General features: G+C 47.6%; 16 protein-coding genes. 13 read left to right on the top strand and 3 right to left on the bottom strand.

Annotated features, from left to right (window positions below; translation table 11 throughout):
• The first annotated feature begins 7 nt into the window (after window positions 1-7).
• From ileS to BCT27_RS13055, 8 genes are all read left to right on the top strand, one after another.
• Window positions 8-2,836 (top strand): isoleucine--tRNA ligase, encoded by a 2,829-nt coding sequence (ileS, locus tag BCT27_RS13095; protein ID WP_102390903.1) that lies wholly within the window; start codon window positions 8-10, stop codon window positions 2,834-2,836.
• A 34-nt stretch (window positions 2,837-2,870) separates the two neighbouring features.
• Window positions 2,871-3,383: a signal peptidase II gene (gene lspA, locus BCT27_RS13090; protein WP_017012543.1), complete on the top strand. Its 513-nt coding sequence runs from the start codon at window positions 2,871-2,873 to the stop codon at window positions 3,381-3,383.
• A gap of 175 nt (window positions 3,384-3,558) precedes the next feature.
• Complete coding sequence (fkpB, locus tag BCT27_RS13085) at window positions 3,559-3,990, top strand: FKBP-type peptidyl-prolyl cis-trans isomerase (RefSeq protein ID WP_017008771.1); 432 nt, start codon at window positions 3,559-3,561, stop codon at window positions 3,988-3,990.
• 11 nt (window positions 3,991-4,001) lie between these two features.
• On the top strand, window positions 4,002-4,946 hold the full coding sequence (gene ispH, locus BCT27_RS13080; protein WP_102317454.1) for a 4-hydroxy-3-methylbut-2-enyl diphosphate reductase: 945 nt from the start codon (window positions 4,002-4,004) through the stop codon (window positions 4,944-4,946).
• Window positions 4,947-5,153: 207 nt separating this feature from the next.
• Window positions 5,154-5,963, top strand: coding sequence for a 4-hydroxy-tetrahydrodipicolinate reductase (gene dapB / locus BCT27_RS13075; protein WP_102317455.1), 810 nt, complete (start codon window positions 5,154-5,156; stop codon window positions 5,961-5,963).
• Window positions 5,964-6,457: 494 nt separating this feature from the next.
• Window positions 6,458-7,597: a glutamine-hydrolyzing carbamoyl-phosphate synthase small subunit gene (gene carA / locus BCT27_RS13070; RefSeq protein ID WP_017008774.1), complete on the top strand. Its 1,140-nt coding sequence runs from the start codon at window positions 6,458-6,460 to the stop codon at window positions 7,595-7,597.
• 16 nt (window positions 7,598-7,613) lie between these two features.
• Window positions 7,614-10,850, top strand: a complete 3,237-nt coding sequence (gene carB, locus BCT27_RS13065) for a carbamoyl-phosphate synthase large subunit (protein ID WP_102317456.1) — start codon at window positions 7,614-7,616, stop codon at window positions 10,848-10,850.
• 573 nt (window positions 10,851-11,423) lie between these two features.
• Window positions 11,424-12,275, top strand: a complete 852-nt coding sequence (locus BCT27_RS13055) for a magnesium transporter (protein WP_102395993.1) — start codon at window positions 11,424-11,426, stop codon at window positions 12,273-12,275.
• On the opposite strand, the gene dacB is transcribed toward BCT27_RS13055, so the two are convergent.
• On the bottom strand, window positions 12,250-13,671 hold the full coding sequence (gene dacB / locus BCT27_RS13050) for a serine-type D-Ala-D-Ala carboxypeptidase (protein ID WP_102395992.1): 1,422 nt from the start codon (window positions 13,669-13,671) through the stop codon (window positions 12,250-12,252). The genes BCT27_RS13055 and dacB overlap by 26 nt on opposite strands.
• Window positions 13,672-13,770: 99 nt before the next feature.
• A complete protein-coding gene (locus BCT27_RS13045) occupies window positions 13,771-14,700 on the bottom strand; it encodes a porin (protein ID WP_102395991.1) in 930 nt (309 codons plus the stop codon).
• Window positions 14,701-15,188: 488 nt separating this feature from the next.
• On the opposite strand from BCT27_RS13045, the gene greA reads away from it, so the two are divergent.
• Window positions 15,189-15,662, top strand: a complete 474-nt coding sequence (greA, locus tag BCT27_RS13040; protein WP_198597560.1) for a transcription elongation factor GreA — start codon at window positions 15,189-15,191, stop codon at window positions 15,660-15,662.
• 64 nt (window positions 15,663-15,726) lie between these two features.
• Here greA and yhbY read toward each other — a convergent pair whose 3' ends face one another.
• Window positions 15,727-16,023: a ribosome assembly RNA-binding protein YhbY gene (yhbY, locus tag BCT27_RS13035; protein WP_017008781.1), complete on the bottom strand. Its 297-nt coding sequence runs from the start codon at window positions 16,021-16,023 to the stop codon at window positions 15,727-15,729.
• A 131-nt stretch (window positions 16,024-16,154) separates the two neighbouring features.
• Here yhbY and rlmE point away from each other — a divergent pair, with 131 nt between their 5' ends.
• The 4 genes from rlmE to glmM all read left to right on the top strand — a co-directional run bounded on the left by rlmE (window position 16,155) and on the right by glmM (window position 21,053).
• Window positions 16,155-16,784: a 23S rRNA (uridine(2552)-2'-O)-methyltransferase RlmE gene (gene rlmE, locus BCT27_RS13030; RefSeq protein WP_017008782.1), complete on the top strand. Its 630-nt coding sequence runs from the start codon at window positions 16,155-16,157 to the stop codon at window positions 16,782-16,784.
• A 50-nt stretch (window positions 16,785-16,834) separates the two neighbouring features.
• A complete protein-coding gene (gene ftsH / locus BCT27_RS13025) occupies window positions 16,835-18,781 on the top strand; it encodes an ATP-dependent zinc metalloprotease FtsH (protein WP_102395989.1) in 1,947 nt (648 codons plus the stop codon).
• An 86-nt stretch (window positions 18,782-18,867) separates the two neighbouring features.
• The gene (gene folP, locus BCT27_RS13020) at window positions 18,868-19,719 is read left to right on the top strand and encodes a dihydropteroate synthase (protein WP_140425050.1); all 852 of its coding nucleotides are present in this window, start codon (window positions 18,868-18,870) and stop codon (window positions 19,717-19,719) included.
• Window positions 19,716-21,053 (top strand): phosphoglucosamine mutase, encoded by a 1,338-nt coding sequence (gene glmM / locus BCT27_RS13015; protein WP_102395988.1) that lies wholly within the window; start codon window positions 19,716-19,718, stop codon window positions 21,051-21,053. Before folP ends, glmM begins: the two co-directional genes overlap by 4 nt.
• Window positions 21,054-21,091 lie beyond the last annotated feature (38 nt).

The following is a 21,091-nucleotide window of genomic DNA, read 5'->3' as shown; positions in this document are numbered from 1 at the left end:
ACAATCAATGAGTGACTTTAAAGATACCTTAAACCTGCCGGAAACCGCGTTTCCGATGCGAGGTAATCTTGCACAACGTGAGCCGCAAATGCTCAAGCGTTGGTACGATGAAGATCTTTACGGCGAGATCCGTAAAGCGAAAAAAGGCAAGAAATCTTTCATCCTGCATGACGGCCCTCCGTATGCAAACGGCAACATCCATATTGGTCACTCAGTAAACAAGATTCTTAAAGACATTATTATTAAGTCCAAAACATTGTCGGACTTTGACGCACCTTACGTACCGGGTTGGGACTGTCACGGTCTGCCAATCGAACTGATGGTTGAGAAAAAAGTCGGCAAGCCGGGCAAAAAAGTGACGGCTGCTGAATTCCGCCAGAAATGTCGTGAATATGCAGCGAAGCAAGTTGAAGGCCAAAAGGCTGACTTCAAACGTCTTGGTGTGTTGGGTGAGTGGGACAAGCCATACTTGACCATGGACTTCAACACCGAAGCGAACATCATTCGTGCGCTAGGTAAGATCGCAGACAACGGCCATCTTCATAAAGGCTTCAAGCCTGTTCACTGGTGTACTGACTGTGGTTCAGCACTGGCTGAAGCAGAAGTAGAATACGAAAATAAAGTATCGCCTTCTATTGATGTGATGTTCCGTGCAACAGACGAAGCTGCTGTATTGGCAAAATTCGGTTTGGCGGAAGGCCATGAAGGTCACGGTGACGTGTCTATCGTTATCTGGACCACCACGCCTTGGACGTTGCCTGCAAACCGTGCAGTGGCTGTTTCTGATGCGCTGGAATATGTACTTGTTCAAGTGGAAGGCGAGACACCTCGCCGTTTGATCGTGGCATCTGAACTTGCGAAGCAAGTGATGGATCGCGCAGGTATCGAACATTTCCATAACCTTGGTTTCTGCCAAGGTGACGCGTTGGAGCTATTGCGCTTCAACCACCCGTTCTACAGCTTTGATGTGCCAGTTATTTGTGGCGAACACGTAACGACTGAATCAGGTACGGGTGTTGTTCACACTGCACCTGGTCACGGTCAAGAAGACTTCGTGGTAGGTCAAAAGTACGGCCTAGAAGTGGCGAACCCTGTCGGCAGTAACGGCGTTTACTTGCCTGATACCGAGTTGTTTGCGGGTCAACACGTGTTAAAAGCAAACGACAACGTGATTGACGTGTTGAAAGAACACGGTTCTTTGCTTCACCACCACGCGTACGAGCATAGCTACCCGCATTGCTGGCGCCACAAAACACCGATCATTTTCCGTGCAACACCGCAGTGGTTCATCTCTATGGAGAAAGCAGGTCTGCGTGCGAAAGCACTGGAAGAGATCAAAAACGTACAGTGGATCCCTGAGTGGGGTCAAAACCGCATCGAGTCGATGGTTGAAGGTCGCCCTGATTGGTGTATCTCCCGTCAACGTACGTGGGGCGTGCCAATCGCACTGTTCGTTCACAAAGAAACCTCAGATCTTCACCCGAACACGGTTGAATTGATCGAGAAAGTCGCGAAGAAAGTTGAGCAATCAGGCATTCAGGCGTGGTGGGATCTCGACACGGCTGAGTTGCTTGGTGACGATGCTGAAAGCTACGAAAAAGTGCTAGACACGCTAGACGTTTGGTTCGACTCAGGTGCTACGCACTATGCGGTTGTTAACCAACGCGCGGAATTCAACGGCAATGAAGCTGACATGTACTTGGAAGGCTCGGATCAACACCGTGGCTGGTTCCAATCGTCACTCATGACGTCTGTTGCAATCAAAAATGCAGCGCCTTACAAGCAAGTGTTGACTCACGGTTTCACCGTTGATGGCCAAGGCCGTAAGATGTCTAAGTCGATCGGTAACGTTGTATCTCCACAAGAAGTGATGAACAAGTTGGGTGGCGACATCCTACGCTTGTGGGTGGCATCAACGGATTACACGGGCGAAATGACCGTGTCAGATCAAATCCTAAACCGCAGTGCTGATGCGTATCGTCGTATTCGTAACACGGCGCGCTTCCTGCTGGCAAACTTGAACGGTTTCAACCCTGAAACTGATTTGGTTGCAGCGGAAGACATGGTGATTGCAGACCGCTGGGCGGTTGGTAAGGCACTTGAAGCACAAGAAGAAATGCTGAAAGCGTTTGAAGAGTGTAACTTCCACGCAGTAACACAACGTCTGATGCAGTTCTGTTCTGTTGAGATGGGTTCATTCTACTTGGACATCATCAAAGACCGTCAATACACCGCGAAAGCAGGTGGTCTTGCGCACCGCAGCTGTCAAACGGCCTTGTTCCATATCATGGAAGCCTTGGTACGTTGGATGGCGCCGATCATGTCGTTCACTGCAGATGAGATCTGGAACGAAATGCCGGGTGCGCGCAGCAAATACGTATTCACTGAGGTGTGGTACGACGGTTTGTTTGGTCTGAATGATGACGAAACATTGAATAACGCATTCTGGTCTGAATTGCTGCGTGTTCGTGGTGCCGTTAACAAGGTTCTAGAACAAGCGCGTAACGATAAGAAAATCGGGGGTTCACTCGAAGCTGAAATCACCCTTTATGCGAAACCTGAGTTTGCTGCCAAGCTAGAAGCGATGGGCAATGAGCTACGTTTCGTGTTGCTGACCTCAAAAGCAGACGTTGTTGCGACTGACGCAGCGCCGGAAGCTGCAGTGGCAACGGAAATCGATGGTTTGTCTGTGGTTGTTGCGAAATCAGATGCAGAGAAGTGTGAGCGTTGCTGGCACCATGTTGCAGATGTAGGCACAATCGACGCACATCCAACCCTTTGTGGTCGTTGTGTAAGTAACATTGATGGTGAAGGCGAAACGCGTCAATTCGCGTAATCGTCACCACGCATAAAGAGAGTAGGAAGGCTGGATGAAAGATCTGACAGTAAAACAGTCGGGTGTGCGTTGGCTGTGGCTAGCACTGCTGGTGTTCGTGTTGGATATTGGCAGCAAACTGTTTGTTATGGACACGATGGGATATGGTTGGGCGAACCGCATTGAGGTGCTGCCTTTCTTTAATCTTTTGTATGTTCACAATTACGGCGCTGCATTCAGCTTCTTGAGCGATGCCGGTGGCTGGCAGCGATGGTTCTTCGCTGCTATTGCACTGACCGTATCAGGCATGTTGGCGTACTGGATGCGCCAAACGCCTGCGAGCAACAAGATCTTGAACATCGCTTATGCCTTAGTCATTGGTGGTGCGATCGGTAACTTGTTTGATCGCCTTGTTCATGGCTTCGTGATCGATTTCCTCGATTTCTTTATCGGAAAGAATCACTGGCCAGCCTTTAATCTGGCAGATACGGCAATTTGTATCGGTGCTGGTTTGATTGTGCTGGAAAGTATTTTGTCCTCAAGAAAACAAGCCGCTGAAACTGAGTAAACGGTTTGTGGTGAGACAAAAGAAATAACACTATGGCGCTGGTCGTTTTACGGGCAGCGCCGTATTGTATTAAAAAATACATAACCCAATTAGAATTGGGGTTTATACCCAACATTAAGATGTTACCGGGTAAGATTGGGCGGTATACGTCCTCATTGAATTCAAGGATGGTTGAATGGCAAACATTAGCGCTAAGAGTGAAGTGGTTATGCACTTCACCATTAAACTAGAAGACGGCTCTGTAGCAGATAGCACGCAGACATCTGGCAAACCTGCGAAGCTTGTGATGGGCGATGGCAGTTTGACGGATAACTTTGAAAAGTGCCTGCTAGGGTTATCCGAAGGCGAGAAAGCCAGTTTTACACTGGGTCCTGATGATGCGTTTGGCCAATCCAACCCTGACAACATCCAACATATGGATCGCAGTCAATTTTCTGGGGATATTCCTTTAGAGGAAGGTACCATCGTCGCGTTTGCTGGCCCTGGTGGTCAGGAAATTCCTGGTGTCATTACGGAAGTGTCGGGTGAGTCTGTCACGGTGGATTTTAATCACCCACTCGCCGGCCAAAATGTCATCTTTGATGTAGAAATAGTGAGTGTCGGTTAAAAGGCGTTGTAATGAAGATTTTGCTAGCTAACCCTCGTGGGTTTTGTGCCGGTGTCGATCGTGCTATCAGCATTGTTGAGCGTGCACTAGAAATGTATCAGCCTCCTATTTATGTGCGTCATGAAGTCGTGCATAACCGCTTTGTTGTGGAAGGCCTAAAGTCTCGTGGTGCTGTGTTTGTTGAAGAGCTCAGTGAAGTGCCAGATGACAGCATTGTTATTTTTTCAGCCCACGGTGTGTCACAAGCGGTTCGCAATGAAGCAAAATCTCGCAGTCTAACCGTGTTCGACGCAACGTGTCCGTTAGTGACAAAAGTGCATATGGAAGTTGCGCGTGCAAGTCGTAAGAATATGGAAGTGGTGCTGATTGGCCATGCTGGCCATCCAGAAGTGGAAGGCACCATGGGACAATATGCCAGCGAAACAGGTGGTATGTACTTGGTGGAAACGCCGGAAGATGTCCATACCATCAATGTGAAAGACCCGTCGAACTTGCATTACGTCAGTCAAACCACCTTGTCTGTGGATGAAACTGCAGACGTGATCGACCGATTACGTGAGGTATTCCCTGAGATCCAAGGTCCACGTAAAGATGACATTTGTTACGCTACCCAAAATCGCCAAGATGCAGTTCGAGAGTTGGCGACACAATGTGATGTGATGGTGGTGGTGGGGTCGAAGAACAGTTCAAACTCCAATCGCTTACGTGAATTGAGTGAAAAACTGGGAACGCCAGCATACCTGACGGATTGCGCAGAAGATGTGAAAGCGGAATGGTTTGAAAGCAAGGTGAAGGTCGGGGTGACGGCGGGTGCGTCAGCACCAGAAGAACTTGTGAATCTTATCATTGCTCAAATTGAAGCGTATGGCGGTACGGCGGTGGAAGAATTGAAAGGACGTGAAGAAAACATGTTCTTTGAAGTGCCGCGCGAGCTTCAAGTTAAGCATATTGACTAACGACACCTTGATTATTCTCGACTGTGTTAAAGGAGCCTTTGGCTCCTTTTTGCGTTTTAGCGAGGGAAGAATTTCGTCGACGATACAGAGCGTCATTCCAAGCATTGCTCGGATATACATCACTGTTTGAAAAAGGTAGAGTGACAAACGAATGATTTTATTGCGCCGCGTTGACGTGGCGCTGACCAAGATTGAAAGGGGATTTACATGGTTCGCATTGCAATTGCGGGCGCTGCTGGCCGTATGGGCCGACAGCTAATTCAAGCCACGGATGGAATGGAAGGCGCAATACTGACTGCTGCAAGTGAACGTCCTGAATCGAGTCTTATTGGCGCTGACGCAGGTGAGCTCGCCGGCATTGGTAAGCGCGACGTGACCATTGTGGATGATTTAGCAAAGGTGGCAGGTGACTTTGACGTCATCATTGATTTTACTGCGCCTGTCGTGACGTTAGCCAACCTTGCACTGTGCCAACTGCATGGAAAGAAACTGATCATTGGTACAACAGGTTTTACTGATGAGCAGCGCGCACTGATTGATGCTGCAGCTTCTGACACCGGTATTGTGATGGCGCCAAATTATAGCGTTGGCGTAAACCTTGTCTTTAAGCTGCTTGAGAAAGCCGCAAAAGTGATGGGTGACTACTGCGACATTGAGATCGTTGAAGCGCACCATCGTCATAAAGTGGATGCACCTTCGGGCACTGCTATAGGCATGGGTGAAGCCATTGCAGGTGCGATGGGCAACAAGTTGAGTGATGTTGCTGTGTATGCACGTGAAGGTATCACTGGTGAGCGAAGCCGCGATGAAATAGGTTTTGCCACGATCCGTGCTGGCGACATTGTGGGTGAGCATACAGCCATGTTTGCTGACATTGGTGAGCGCGTTGAAATCACTCACAAAGCGACAAATCGAATGACGTTTGCTAACGGTGCTGTTCGCGCAGCGATTTGGCTCAATGCGAAACCATCGGGCTTTTTTACGATGCAAGATGTATTAGAGCTCGATACCCTTTAATCAAAATTCGATTAACTATGCAGTTTGCGTGAGCGGGCTGCATGGTGTTTCCCCCTTTTTCTGGTTCTTTCCTTTCTCTCTTTCCCTGCCATATTCCCACCTTGTTTAGGTATGCTTTTGTGCCTTTACCCCTGCTTATGCTGCTCTAACCTCTAAAAGTATCGAAAAGACAACATTAGGAAACGGTTGCGTAATGGTCTGATTGCTTCCCTTTCTTTTTGAATGCTCAGCCAACCATGGTAAGAGGTGTTTTCATGGGAAATACGTATTTTGCTTGAGTTTAGTGGGGTTTTTATGCGCTTGAGGGTGAAAACCACTTAGGGTGGTCGAAAGTTATGTTCTTTTTTGCGAGTCCTGTTGACACGTTCGGCGTGGATCTCTAGAATGCGCGCAATTTGTCAAATTTCGGCTTGACGTCGAACTGGCAATTGTATGGAATGACTTAATGCGAATTTATCTATTTATTTTGCATTTTTATTGATTTGGAGGTTGTCTTGAGCAAGTCTGCGCTCTTAGTCCTAGAAGATGGGACTGTATTCCACGGTGTGTCCATTGGTGCTGATGGTTCTGCTGTTGGTGAAGTTGTTTTTAATACCTCGATGACGGGGTATCAAGAAATTCTCACTGACCCTTCTTACTCTCAGCAAATTGTTACTCTTACTTATCCCCACATTGGCAACACCGGTACTAATACCGAAGACGAAGAATCCTCAAGAATCCACGCGCAAGGCTTGGTAATTCGTGACCTTCCCCTTATAGCTTCAAACTTCCGCAGCCAACAAACACTTTCCGATTACCTCAAGTCTCAAAACATCGTTGGTATCGCCGACATCGATACCCGTAAGCTGACACGTCTATTACGTGAAAAAGGCGCACAAAACGGTTGTATCGTTGCAGGTGACAACCTTGACGAAGCATTGGCACTTGCTAAAGCGAAAGCATTCCCAGGTCTGAAAGGCATGGATTTGGCGAAAGAAGTGACCACAGCAGAAGCTTATGAGTGGAAGCAAGGCTCTTGGACGCTAGAAGGCGGTTTGCCAGAAGCAAAAGACAGCAGTGAATTGCCATTCCACGTTGTTGCTTACGACTTCGGTGCGAAGCGCAATATTCTGCGTATGCTGGTGGATCGTGGTTGTCGTTTGACCGTCGTCCCTGCACAAACGTCTGCTGAAGATGTATTGGCGCTTAACCCTGATGGTGTATTCCTGTCGAATGGCCCGGGTGACCCTGAGCCATGTACTTACGCTATCGAAGCAACAAAAGTATTCCTAGACAAAGGCTTGCCAATTTTTGGTATCTGTCTTGGTCACCAAATTCTGGCTCTGGCATCGGGCGCCCAAACGGTAAAAATGAAGTTTGGTCACCACGGTGCAAACCACCCAGTAAAAGACTTGGATCGCAGCGTTGTGATGATCACATCGCAAAACCACGGTTTTGCCGCTGACGAAGCCACGCTTCCTGAAAATCTACGTGCTACTCACGTATCGCTATTTGATGGTTCTCTGCAGGGTATTCACCGCACAGATAAACCAGCCTTTAGCTTCCAAGGGCACCCTGAAGCGAGCCCTGGTCCGCACGATGCGGCACCGCTTTTTGACCACTTCATTGAACTTATTAAGCAACACAGCGCGTAATCCGGAGTAGCAGAGAATGCCAAAACGTACAGACATAAAAAGTATTCTTATTCTAGGCGCAGGCCCAATTGTTATTGGCCAGGCGTGTGAGTTTGACTATTCAGGTGCGCAAGCTTGTAAAGCGCTGCGTGAAGAGGGTTACCGCGTTATTTTGGTGAACTCTAACCCAGCCACCATCATGACCGACCCAGAAATGGCGGATGCGACTTACATTGAGCCAATTCAATGGGAAGTTGTTCGCAACATCATTGAAAAAGAGCGTCCTGATGCGGTTCTACCGACAATGGGCGGTCAAACGGCATTGAACTGTGCGCTTGAACTTGAAAAGCACGGTGTACTGGCTGAGTTCGGCGTCGAAATGATTGGTGCAACGGCGGATGCGATTGATAAAGCTGAAGACCGTTCACGCTTCGACAAAGCAATGAAGTCTATCGGTTTGGAATGTCCAACCGCAGACACAGCGAAAACGATGGAAGAAGCTTACAAAGTTTTGGACATGGTCGGTTTCCCTTGCATCATCCGTCCTTCTTTCACCATGGGTGGTACCGGTGGTGGCATCGCGTATAACAAAGAAGAGTTTGATGACATCTGTCGTCGTGGTTTGGATCTTTCTCCAACCAACGAACTTCTTATCGATGAATCTCTGATCGGTTGGAAAGAATACGAAATGGAAGTTGTTCGCGACAAGAACGACAACTGTATCATCGTATGTGCCATCGAAAACTTCGATGCAATGGGCATCCACACGGGTGACTCTATTACTGTGGCGCCAGCACAAACACTGACCGACAAAGAATACCAATTGATGCGTAACGCATCGCTAGCGGTTCTGCGTGAAATCGGCGTAGAAACCGGCGGCTCAAACGTTCAGTTTGGTATCAACCCGAAAGATGGCCGTATGGTTATCATCGAGATGAACCCACGTGTATCTCGCTCTTCTGCGCTAGCATCGAAAGCAACTGGCTTCCCGATTGCAAAAGTGGCAGCGAAGCTAGCCGTTGGTTTCACCCTTGATGAGTTGATGAATGACATCACTGGCGGCGCAACACCAGCATCATTTGAACCAACCATCGATTACGTTGTGACTAAGATCCCTCGTTTTAACTTCGAAAAATTTGCTGGTGCGAATGACCGTCTGACCACACAGATGAAATCTGTGGGCGAAGTCATGGCCATTGGTCGTAACCAGCAAGAATCGCTTCACAAAGCATTGCGTGGCCTAGAAGTTGGCGCGACAGGCTTTGATGAGATGGTCGATCTGGATGAACCAGACGCAATGACCAAGATTCGTCACGAATTGAAAGATGCTGGTGCAGAGCGTATTTGGTACATCGCTGATGCATTCCGTGCAGGCATGTCGGTTGATGGTGTATTTAAGCTGACCAATGTTGACCGCTGGTTCTTGGTACAGATTGAAGACATCGTCAAAATCGAAGCTGAAGTCAAAGAAAATGGCTTCGCGGGTCTAAACAAAGATGTACTGCGCAAACTGAAACGCAAAGGCTTCGCTGATGCACGTTTGAGCAAGCTACTGGGTGTGAGCGAAAACGAAATCCGCAAGCTTCGTGACCAGTACGACATCCACCCTGTTTACAAGCGCGTGGATACTTGTGCCGCAGAGTTCTCGTCTGATACCGCGTACATGTACAGCTCTTACGATGACGAGTGTGAAGCGAACCCAACAGACAAAGACAAGATCATGGTATTGGGCGGTGGTCCAAACCGTATCGGTCAAGGTATTGAGTTCGATTACTGCTGTGTACACGCATCACTAGCACTTCGTGAAGATGGCTATGAAACCATCATGGTTAACTGTAACCCTGAAACGGTTTCCACCGATTACGATACGTCTGACCGTTTGTACTTCGAGCCAGTAACACTTGAAGACGTGCTCGCTATCGCTCGTGTTGAAAAGCCTAAGGGCGTTATCGTGCAATACGGTGGTCAAACGCCACTGAAATTGGCACGTGCATTGGAAGCAGCTGGTGTGCCAATCATTGGTACGAGCCCTGATGCGATTGACCGTGCAGAAGACCGTGAACGTTTCCAATCTGCGGTTGACCGTTTAGGTTTGAAAACACCAGAAAACGCGACTGTGACAACAATGGAACAAGCCATTGATAAGTCAAAAGAGATTGGCTTCCCTCTGGTTGTTCGTCCATCGTATGTTCTGGGTGGCCGTGCAATGGAAATCGTGTATGACGAAAACGACTTGCGCCGTTACTTCAATGAAGCGGTAAGCGTTTCTAACGAATCACCAGTGCTGCTTGACCGTTTCCTTGATGATGCGACCGAAGTGGATGTGGATGCTATCTGTGACGGCGAACGCGTTGTGATTGGCGGCATCATGGAGCACATCGAACAAGCGGGTGTTCACTCAGGTGACTCTGCATGTTCACTGCCAGCTTACACCTTGAGCCAAGACATTCAGGACGAGATGCGTCGCCAAGTTGAAAAACTGGCGTTTGAACTGGGTGTTCGTGGTTTGATGAATACGCAGTTTGCAGTAAAAGACGGCGAAGTTTACCTGATTGAGGTGAACCCGCGCGCAGCACGTACGGTGCCATTTGTATCGAAAGCGACTGGTGCACCACTTGCGAAAATTGCAGCGCGTGTTATGGCTGGCCAATCGCTTGAGTCACAAGGCTTCACACAAGAAATTATTCCACCGTATTATTCTGTGAAAGAAGTGGTATTGCCGTTCAACAAGTTCCCGGGTGTCGACCCACTGTTGGGTCCAGAAATGCGCTCTACCGGTGAAGTCATGGGTGTGGGTGACACATTTGCTGAAGCGTTTGCGAAAGCAGATCTTGGCTGTGGTAAGCAATACAGTGAAAAAGGCCGCGCACTTCTGTCTGTCCGTAATACTGACAAGCAGCGTGTTGTTGACCTTGCCGCGAAGCTTATCAAGCTTGGCTTTGAACTGGATGCGACACACGGTACTGCTGTTGTTCTTGGTGAAGCGGGCATTAACCCTCGCCTAGTGAACAAGGTACACGAAGGTCGTCCTCACATTCTTGACCGTATCAAGAATGGTGAATACAGCTACATTGTGAACACCACTGAAGGCCGCCAAGCGATTGAAGACTCAAAAGTACTTCGTCGTGGCGCATTGGCTGAGAAGGTAAGCTACACCACAACGCTAAACGCGGCGTTTGCGACTTGTATGGCGCATGCTGCTGTAGATATGTCGAAAGTGAACTCAGTACAAGAGCTTCACGCACGCGTTGCTGAGAAATACGGTAAAGCGTAATTTCTCAAAAAAGGTAAAAACATAATCAATGAGTCGGCAGGAAGCCGACCTAGATAACAACCTCCTTGCCCGCCTTTATGGCGGGCTTTTTTGTGCCATTTATTGACGGAGACAATGCCAATATCGTGTTGTATTTTGCAGATAAATCAGCGCATGGCGTGTCATTAAATCTTCACAATTTAACCGTGGGTGAATGTTTTCTATCGCACGAAAGAGGCGTAGTATTGCTCCGTCGCAATACTGCGGCACTTTTGGAGAAAACCATGAACGTTATCGACCATCCTCCGAGTTGTCAGGGAGGCCAGCAAGTCCGGCGGTGACGTTAGTGTGTTTTCACATTTCGACTGCCCGGTCGGAATGATCTTTGCTTTTCCATTCCCAGTGCTTCCCCAATATTCTGAGTGAAAATACGTCTAGAAACCTTTGGGTTTTAAATCTTGCGTAGTGAGTAATCACTGTGCGGGAACATTTGCTGTTTTATTTCTCTAAAGCAACATGCTGCTGAAACACGTATTTTCATGGTCGTTACCCTCACCAGATGATGTCTGGCACTAGCCAATCGGGAGGTTCGCTATGGCGGTAATGAATGCCACCTTGCTGGAATACCAGCACAATCATGTCGCTGCTCATGAAATTGAAGCAGCAAAAAACGCGTTTCTTATTCACAGTGAAGAAGACAGAATTCGGTTGCTGTCTGTGATGCCTGTGGCTGAAGCGATTGGTGTACTAAATTGCTGTCCATTGGACTTGGTCAGAAAGCTACTTGATGATCTGGCTGAAACTGGCGATGCGATTAGGGTAAGGCAAATCGCGACAGGGCTGGGTTTGATTAACTCTGAAGTAGAGCCTGATGGGGACTATCTAACGAATTCAGTCATGTCACATGTCCGACAGCGCATTGGTTGGATCATTGGTCTTGCGTTACTGGGCGTTGTCTCGGGGCTGATCATTTCTCATTACGAGGATTCGATCAGCCAGCTGATTTTACTGGCGATTTATATGCCCGTGGTTGCGGCGGCGGGGGGGAATGCAGGCTCACAAGCAGCCACGTTAGTTGTTCGCGCCATGGCGATGAACGAAGTGCATCCGTCTCACTGGCCACGTGTCATGTGGAAGGAAGTACGCGTGGCGGTCGTCATCGCGTTTGCACTGGCTGCCGTCATCATGGCAAGGGTGATGCTCTTTAGTGACAGCGCTGCGCTGCCATCTGGCTTTTCGTTAGATGACATTGCTGTAGCGATTGGTATGGCGCTGATCATTCAAGTGCTGTTGTCTACCACAATAGGCGGCGTGCTCCCACTTGTGGCAACAACGTTTCGCCTCGACCCCGCTGTGCTCGTGAGTCCCGTTCTGGCATCCGTTGTCGATATCAGCGGGATGGCGATTTATTTCATGACAGTTAACGCGTGGTTAGACTTGATGTAAGCAAGGCCTGGTACAATTCGCGCTCAAATTGCGTAATGGGGCTGGCGAGGTTCGCTGGGCGCTCGTCTGTTTTTGGGATGTGGTAGTTGGTGACCAATTGCACCACTAACACATCCTGCCCTTTATCATTTCTTATCACACCAGCTAAGTTGTAACTGCCGTAGAGCGAGCCAGACTTGGCTTTTAACCTTTGCTTCAAAGGCGCATTCCTCACGCTACTACGATACTTCAACGTGCCATCAACGCCGGATACTGGCAGCATCGCTAATACACCTAAATCTTGATGAGAGTAGGTGTAGTGGATGACATCCATCAATTGTTTTGCAGACATACGGTTGTTTCTTGAAAGCCCAGAGCCATCAACGATTACGGCGTGGGATAAATCAATATTGGCACGTTCTTGCATGATGGCTTTCACGGCTGCAGCGCCGTTAGAGAAAGAGCCCGGTTGGTTGAAATACTGATGCCCCAGTGTTTTTAACAGATTGTCTGCGATCAGGTTGTCTGAACGTTTGAGCATTTTCTTAAGCAATACATCGCGAGGCGCCGAGGCGTGCGTGGCGATGAGTTGTTTTGGTGCATTGCTGATGGGATTACCAATGCGGATTTGCCCTGTGAGACCCATTCTTGCTTTTTTGAGCTCCGCTGAAAGTACATCGCGCATGTACTTCTCAGGGTTTTGAACCGCGAATTTTAGCGGTAAGGGTTTGCTTCTGTGGGGTAAACAACCAGTTAATTTGTAGCTATTGTTGTTTTCGTAGTGCAGCTCTAGGTCGCAATGCTTGGCGTTCATTTCGTCTTTCGTCACAGCGAGTGCATCAGTGGTGACAGAAACAGGCTGATGCTCGGGAACAAAAACGCGCGTCGTTATTTTACCTTTTTCGCTGTAAATCGAACCCTGAACACAGTTTCGCTCTAGGGCAATAGAGGTTGAGGGAGCGCTATAACATACCCCTAGGATATCCCATGGCCAGCCGACTGCACGCTCATAGCCTGTAAAAATACTGCCATCCAGCCACACATCACCATTGATACGGGTAACGCCTGCTGCCTTGATGTCTCTGAGCAAGGATTGGATGTTTTTACGCGTTAACGTTGGGTCACCTGAGAACGAAAAAATAACGTCTTTACCTGAGCGATATGCGCGTGTAGTGAAGGTGAAGTCTTTAGGAAGATAAAGTGCAGAGGCGAGTGCGGTGACGACCTTTTGAGTACTGGCAGGGGGAAGTAAAATCTGATCATCCAGCGCAACCATCTGCCGTTGAGTGTTGATGTTATAAACAGAAAGGGCGAGTTGACTGCCCGCAGGAAGCATAGCTTCAAGCGTGTTAACAGGCACCGATGATGCACGAAATGATAAGCAAAGGGAAAGAATGAGAAGGCAATAACGCACCATATTAGGCTCCAGCGTAGACGGCAGATCCAGTATGGTACAAAAAACGCCTACTCGGAGGTAGGCGTTTGTCTCTGTATTAAGTGTTTAACCTAACTCAGATTAGAAATCGTAACGTAGACCGAATACTAGCTCGTCTTCTGCCTTCGCTTTGCCAACTTTATCTGCATCAAGCAGGTTGAAGTTGTAAGACGCGTAAGTGCGGAAGTTACCGTTGAAGTAATGCGTCGCGTCGATTGCGATAGAGTCTGCAGTGTCGTCTGACTCAGTTTCAGCTTTACCGTAAGTGGTAGTGAACTTGGTTTGGCCCATGGTGTAAGCCGCCGCCAATTCGTAACCAGTTAGATCTTTGTCAGAGCCTGAAACGTTGCTTTCGCCATCTTTGTAAAGTGCAGCAACGTAGATGTCGCCCATGGTGTAAGAAACAGCCGCTTCGATTTGGCTTTCAGTTGTTTTGGTTAGGTTGTCTTGGTCTGCGTAACCTAGACCCATTGCCAGACCGTTCTCCATCGCGTAAACCGCACCTAGAGAGTAACCTTTGTCGATGGTGTCATTGTTGCCAACGTAGTTAGCTTTAACCGTTAGACCACCGAACTCGCCTTTGTAAGCGATGTTGTTGTTAGTGCGGTCAGCAACAGTGATTTTTGAGCTAGCAGCAGCACCGTGGTAAGACATGATATCAGTGAAGTCAGTGATCATGCCTAGAGAACCGTCGTTCTTACCGTAAGTTACTAGACCGAACTCAGTGCCGATACCAGCGAACAGGTAACGGTTTTCGTCATCAGCTTTGTCTGATTTGAATTCACGTTCGAAGAAACCAACACCGTATGCTTCTTCTGAGATTTGAGTGGTACCCAGAACATTGATACGTACGCGGCTTGCATCATTCATTTCGCCATCTTTGATAGACGCACGTGCTTCTGCACGACCGCCGATAGCCATAGAAGAAGTACCGTCATTGAAAATTTCAGCAGCAGAAACAGAGGTAGACGCTAGAGCAGCTACAGCAAGTGCGATAAACGTTTTATTCATTACGTTGTCCTTTATAAGGTTTTGAGTTTCTTGATGGCATCTCCAACCATCTCGATGCCTTGTTTGTACCCGCTGACGATTTACAACCGCTAGTAAAACAATCAAAAATCACATTTAAAACAGTGTTTTTTATGTTGTCAGTATGATTTTACTCTAATTATTTCAGTGGCTTGCAGTTTTGCATTAAAGTTCCGTTACATTCCTCGCATTTATGTTTTTTTATCTTTTTATGCGAGCTAAATCTCTCGCCATGCATTTGTTTATGTGAGCTTTGATTGGTTTTTTAATTTTGATTTGTGTATCTACCATCTAGGGGTGACGTAGGGTTTTAGTGAGCGCTAGGAGGAAGAAAAATGATTGGTGACCTTCAGTGATAAGTTGTTTACACTGAAAACACAGATATTCGTTTGCTGCGCTCATCATTGTATATGGGCGTGGCTTTGTTATTGCCAAAACCAAGGGTTTTGGAGACAGAGGTAATGTCATTTATGGATAAAGTACCCATGACTGTTCGTGGCGAACAGCAGCTTCGTGTAGAGTTAGACCGCCTGCTGAAACGTCGTCCAATTATTACTCAGGCGATCGGTGAAGCTCGTGAGTTGGGCGATCTTAAAGAAAATGCTGAATATCACGCGGCGCGTGAAGAACAAGGTATTTGTGAAGCGCAGATTCGTGATATTGAATACAAACTTTCAGTTGCTCAAGTCATCGACATCGCAAAGATGCCAAACAATGGCAAAGTGATCTTTGGTTCAACTGTAGGCTTGATTGACATTAATACAGATGAAGAATTGTCTTACCAGATTGTTGGTGATGACGAGTCTGATATTAAGAAGAACCTGATTTCCATCAACTCACCCATTGCACGTGGTTTGATCGGTAAAGAAGCAGGCGACGAAGTGTCAATCAACACGCCGGGTGGCGTGAAAGAATTCGAGATCGATAGCGTAACGTACGCCTAATCGAAAAAAATGTTAGCGGTTGTTACTATCGCAGAAACAAAAAAGGCCGCGATGCGGCCTTTTTTTATTTGCGTGGGATTTCTATTTTACGTTCTGCGCTCTGGCGGTACAGTACAAGTGTTTTACCAATAACCTGTACTTTCTCTGCCTTGGTTTCACGAACAATTGCGTCTACAATCAAGTTCTTAGTGTCGCGATCTTCTGATGCAACTTTCACCTTGATTAGCTCGTGATGATCGAGAGCGATTTCAATCTCAGCAAGCACTGCTTCTGTTAGGCCGTTGGCGCCCATCAATACGACAGGTTTAAGAGAGTGTGCCAGTCCTTTTAGATGCTGCTTTTGTTTTGTGCTTAGATTCATGTTGACTCGATTTGTTGTTTTATCGGGGTTGAAAACGTGACATTCTACCGCCATATCTATACAAACTGAACAAATATCCCCCTAAGCAGTTCGTTAACATTTAACGACAGTAAATGTGGGCTAGGTAAAACATGAGCAAAAAGAAACACTCAGCGAGTTCTGGCCGCTGGTTGAAAGAGCATTTTGATGATAAATATGTTCAAGAAGCCCAGAAAAAAGGCTTTCGTTCACGTGCGATTTTTAAGCTAGATGAAATTCAAGGCAAAGATAAACTGCTTAAACCTGGTATGACTGTGGTCGATTTGGGTGCCGCTCCTGGTGGGTGGTCTCAGTACGCTGCAGAACAAGTTGGTGACAACGGTCAAGTTATAGCATGTGACATCCTTCCTATGGACTCCCTGCCTGGAGTAAGCTTCTTGCAAGGGGACTTTCGTGAAGAAGCAGTCTTGAATGCGTTATTAGATCGTATTCAACCTGACATGGTGGATGTTGTTATGTCCGACATGGCGCCAAATATGAGTGGTAATTTGGCATCAGATCAACCCAAAGCAATGTACTTAGTTGAACTTGCGATGGAAATGTGTCGAGAAGTTCTCGCACCAAATGGCGCATTTATTGTTAAAGTTTTTCAAGGCGAAGGCTTTGATCAATATTTAGCTGAAGTGCGTAAAATGTTTAAAGCAGTAAAAATTCGTAAACCCGATTCTTCTCGTGCTCGATCACGTGAAGTCTACATTGTAGCTACAGGTTATAAACTGTAGTACTCTACCATTATTCTTATAGTTTTCGCGGGGCTAACACCTTGAGTGACATGGCAAAAAACTTGATTTTATGGCTGGTCATCGCTGTTGTGCTGATGTCTGTGTTCCAAAGCTTTGGACCTGGCGACAGTGCTGGCCGTCAAGTCGACTACACAACGTTTGTCCAAGAAATAGGGCAAGATAAATTACAGGAAGTACAGTTCGATAATCGCGAGCTGAAAGTCACGCGTCGTGATGGCACGAATTATGTCTCTTACATGCCTGTTCTCCAAGATCCTAAATTGCTTGATGACCTGATCAATCACAAAGTTCAGGTTCGTGGCACGCCTCCTGAAGAGCCAAGCATTCTTGCGTCTATCTTCATCTCTTGGTTCCCAATGCTTCTGCTTATCGGTGTATGGATTTTCTTCATGCGTCAGATGCAAGGCGGCGGTGGCAAAGGTGCGATGTCTTTCGGTAAATCGAAAGCGCGCATGATGAGCGAAGAGCAGATCAAAACAACTTTCGCGGATGTCGCTGGTTGTGACGAAGCGAAAGAAGACGTTAAAGAATTGGTTGACTACCTGCGCGACCCAAGTCGCTTCCAAAAACTCGGCGGTAAAATCCCAACGGGTGTTTTGATGGTAGGTCCTCCTGGTACAGGTAAAACCTTGCTGGCGAAAGCCATTGCAGGTGAAGCGAAAGTACCGTTCTTTACGATTTCCGGTTCTGATTTCGTTGAAATGTTCGTTGGTGTGGGCGCATCTCGTGTCCGTGACATGTTCGAACAAGCGAAGAAAGCCTCGCCATGTATCATCTTTATTGATGAGATTGATGCCGTAGGTCGCCAACGTGGCGCTGGTCTTGGTGGTGGTCACGACGAACGTGAACAAACATTGAACCAAATGCTGGTTGAAATGGATGGCTTTGAAGGTAACGAAGGTATCATCGTTATCGCAGCGACTAACCGTCCAGATGTTCTTGACCCTGCCTTGTTGCGTCCGGGCCGCTTTGACCGTCAGGTTGTTGTTGGCTTACCAGATGTACGTGGTCGTGAGCAAATTCTTAAAGTACACATGCGTAAAGTACCACTAGGTGGTGATGTTGAAGCATCGCTTATCGCACGTGGTACCCCAGGGTTCTCTGGCGCAGATTTGGCGAACTTGGTCAACGAAGCAGCATTGTTTGCTGCACGTGGTAATAAGCGCGTTGTATCTATGATCGAATTCGAACTGGCGAAAGACAAAATCATGATGGGCGCTGAGCGCAAATCAATGGTTCTGACTGAAGAAACCAAAGAATCGACCGCCTACCACGAAGCGGGCCACGCTGTTGTAGGTCGACTTGTGCCTGAGCATGATCCGGTTTACAAAGTGTCTATTATTCCTCGCGGACGTGCGCTGGGTGTGACGATGTATCTGCCTGAGCAAGATCGTGTGAGCATGTCTCGTCTACACCTAGAATCCATGATTTCGAGCTTGTACGGTGGCCGTCTAGCGGAAGAGATTATCTATGGTGTTGAGAACGTTTCAACGGGTGCGTCGAACGACATCGAACGTGCTACGGATATCGCGCGCAAGATGGTGACGCAATGGGGCTTCTCAGATAAGTTGGGACCTCTATTGTACGCTGAAGACGAAGGGGAAGTTTTCCTTGGTCGTTCCGTTGCGAAGTCTAAGCACATGTCTGATGAGACCGCGCGTCTTATTGATAGCGAAATCCGTTTGTTGATTGACCGTAACTACATCCGTGCTCGCAAGCTCATCGAAGAAAATATGGACATCATGCATGCAATGAAAGATGCACTGATGAAGTATGAAACGATTGATGCTGGTCAAATCGATGATTTGATGGAGCGACGTCCAGTGCGTGAACCTGCAGGTTGGGGCGTTGAACCAGATAATTCTGGCAATACGCCGAAAAAACCGGATGCAGATGCTGATGTGGAAGCTGAAAAGCCTTCATCGTCAGACGCCAGCGCTAAGCCTGTCGACCCTGATAATCAGCCGGACGCGTAATTGCGTTTTAGTTAAAAGAAACCCCGGGCTTACTCGGGGTTTTTCTTTTGGTAGTGACAAATTCTAGCCTCAAACAAAGCCCAACTATGATACTGACCAGCAAAGAATTCTTTCTCGATCTATCTTCCCCGAAAGTAATGGGTATCCTCAACGTCACGCCTGATTCTTTTTCAGATGGCGGTAAATTCAATCATCTCGATACGGCGCTTTATCATGCAGAAAGTATGCTCAGTGCGGGTGCGTCGGTATTGGATATTGGCGGTGAGTCTACGAGACCTGGTGCAGTAGATGTTTCGCTGGATGAAGAGCTATCAAGGGTTATTCCCGCGATAGAAGCTATTCGAGAAAGGTTTGATTGCTGGATTTCAATTGATACCAGTAAAGCTGCAGTAATGACCGCTGCGGTGAATGCAGGTGCTAATCTAATCAATGATGTGCGTGCACTTCAAGAGCCAGGGGCGCTTAACGCGGCAGCCATGGCTGATGTGCCAGTATGTATTATGCACATGCAAGGACAACCTCGTTCGATGCAGGTTGATCCAACCTATGACGATATTTTTGAAGATATCCATTGTTTCTTCAATGAAAGAATTGAAGCTTGTGCGGCAATGGGTATTGCCAAAGAAAAACTGATTTTAGACCCAGGGTTTGGGTTTGGTAAAACACTGACACATAACTACCAGCTGTTAGCAAAGTTGGAATTGTTTCACCGTCATGGACTGCCGATACTGGCGGGTATGTCACGGAAGTCTATGATTTTTAAATTATTGGATAAACCCCCTGCCGATGTTTTGGGGGGAAGTTTAGCTTGCGCTACCATTGCTGCTTCGAAAGGGGCTCAGCTCATTCGCGTGCATGACGTAAAAGAAACCGCAGATGTGGTTCGCGTTGTCAGCATGATGCAAGAAGCAGCAGATCTACTTGGAGATACACAATGACAGAACGTAAATACTTCGGCACCGACGGTGTACGCGGTAAAGTTGGCCAGTTCCCAATCACGCCAGATTTTATGCTGAAATTAGGTTGGGCTGCGGGTCGTGTACTGAGCCAGCAAGGCACGAAGAAAGTATTGATAGGCAAAGATACACGCATCTCTGGCTACATGCTTGAATCTGCGTTGGAAGCTGGCTTATCAGCTGCTGGTCTTCAGGCTGCGTTTACAGGCCCAATGCCAACGCCTGCCATTGCGTACTTAACGCAAACGTTCCGTGCGGAAGCGGGGATTGTTATCTCAGCATCGCATAACCCTTACTATGACAACGGCATCAAATTCTTTTCATCAGAAGGCACAAAATTGCCTGATTCGGTTGAGCTTGCGATTGAAGCTGAACTCGAAAAGCCACTGACCTGTGTTGAGTCAGCAGAGCTGGGTAAAGCAAGCCGTATCGTTGATGCTGCGGGCCGTTACATTGAGTTTTGTAAAGGCACGTTCCCGTCAGAAATGAATCTGAAAGGCCTTAAAATCGTTATCGATTGTGCACACGGTGCGACGTACCACATTGCACCTGCCGTGTTCTCTGAGCTGGGCGCTGATGTCATCGCTATGGGTGTTGAGCCAAACGGCACAAACATCAATGCAGAAGTGGGTGCAACCGATGTACGTGCACTTCAAAAGCGTGTCGTTGAAGAAAACGCAGTATTGGGTATTGCCTTTGATGGTGATGGTGACCGTATCATCATGGTCGACCATGAAGGTAACAAAGTAGACGGCGACCAAATTGCCTACATCATTGCGCGTGAATCGTTACGTCGAGGCGAACTGAAAGGCGGTGTTGTTGGTACTTTGATGACCAATATGGGCATGGAAGTGGCGCTGAAAAAACTCGGTATTCCGTTTACCCGCGCGAAAGTTGGCGACCGCTACGTCATGGAAAAACTGCTTGAGAACGATTGGAAGATCGGCGCAGAAAACTCAGGTCACGTTATCCTTCTTGATAAAGTTACCACTGGTGATGCTATCGTTGCGGCGTTGCAAGTATTAGCGAGTGTTGTTGGAACAGGGCTAACACTCAAAGATCTGTGTGATGGCATGAGCATGTTCCCACAAGTCCTTGAGAATGTTCGTTTTAGTGGTGATAGCGATCCATTGCAATCAGACGCAGTGATGACTGCAACTGCAGCGGTTGAAGAGAAGCTAGGTGACACGGGTCGTGTATTGTTACGTAAATCTGGCACTGAACCATTAATCCGTGTCATGGTTGAAGGTGAAAACGCTGATGAAGTGCAAGCGTATGCACTTGAAATTGCAGATGCGGTAAAAGCGAACTGCTAATAACAAAAGGAAAGCGGAAGGGACGCGAGTCTGTTTGG

Origin of the sequence: Enterovibrio norvegicus (assembly GCF_002876705.1) — a bacterium.
Lineage (GTDB): Bacteria > Pseudomonadota > Gammaproteobacteria > Enterobacterales > Vibrionaceae > Enterovibrio > Enterovibrio norvegicus_B.
This window is presented reverse-complemented; position numbering and strand designations above follow the sequence as displayed.

What these genes read in the sequence shown, in the direction of transcription:
- ileS (WP_102390903.1), top strand. Translation starts at nt 8, where the DNA reads ATGAGTGACTTTAAAGATACCTTAAACCTGCCGGAAACCGCGTTTCCG.
- lspA (WP_017012543.1), top strand. Translation starts at nt 2,871, where the DNA reads ATGAAAGATCTGACAGTAAAACAGTCGGGTGTGCGTTGGCTGTGGCTA.
- dacB (WP_102395992.1), bottom strand. Translation starts at nt 13,671, where the DNA reads ATGGTGCGTTATTGCCTTCTCATTCTTTCCCTTTGCTTATCATTTCGT.
- fkpB (WP_017008771.1), top strand. Translation starts at nt 3,559, where the DNA reads ATGGCAAACATTAGCGCTAAGAGTGAAGTGGTTATGCACTTCACCATT.
- glmM (WP_102395988.1), top strand. Translation starts at nt 19,716, where the DNA reads ATGACAGAACGTAAATACTTCGGCACCGACGGTGTACGCGGTAAAGTT.
- BCT27_RS13045 (WP_102395991.1), bottom strand. Translation starts at nt 14,700, where the DNA reads ATGAATAAAACGTTTATCGCACTTGCTGTAGCTGCTCTAGCGTCTACC.
- carB (WP_102317456.1), top strand. Translation starts at nt 7,614, where the DNA reads ATGCCAAAACGTACAGACATAAAAAGTATTCTTATTCTAGGCGCAGGC.
- ftsH (WP_102395989.1), top strand. Translation starts at nt 16,835, where the DNA reads ATGGCAAAAAACTTGATTTTATGGCTGGTCATCGCTGTTGTGCTGATG.
- folP (WP_140425050.1), top strand. Translation starts at nt 18,868, where the DNA reads ATGATACTGACCAGCAAAGAATTCTTTCTCGATCTATCTTCCCCGAAA.
- ispH (WP_102317454.1), top strand. Translation starts at nt 4,002, where the DNA reads ATGAAGATTTTGCTAGCTAACCCTCGTGGGTTTTGTGCCGGTGTCGAT.
- dapB (WP_102317455.1), top strand. Translation starts at nt 5,154, where the DNA reads ATGGTTCGCATTGCAATTGCGGGCGCTGCTGGCCGTATGGGCCGACAG.
- yhbY (WP_017008781.1), bottom strand. Translation starts at nt 16,023, where the DNA reads ATGAATCTAAGCACAAAACAAAAGCAGCATCTAAAAGGACTGGCACAC.
- BCT27_RS13055 (WP_102395993.1), top strand. Translation starts at nt 11,424, where the DNA reads ATGGCGGTAATGAATGCCACCTTGCTGGAATACCAGCACAATCATGTC.
- greA (WP_198597560.1), top strand. Translation starts at nt 15,189, where the DNA reads ATGGATAAAGTACCCATGACTGTTCGTGGCGAACAGCAGCTTCGTGTA.
- rlmE (WP_017008782.1), top strand. Translation starts at nt 16,155, where the DNA reads ATGAGCAAAAAGAAACACTCAGCGAGTTCTGGCCGCTGGTTGAAAGAG.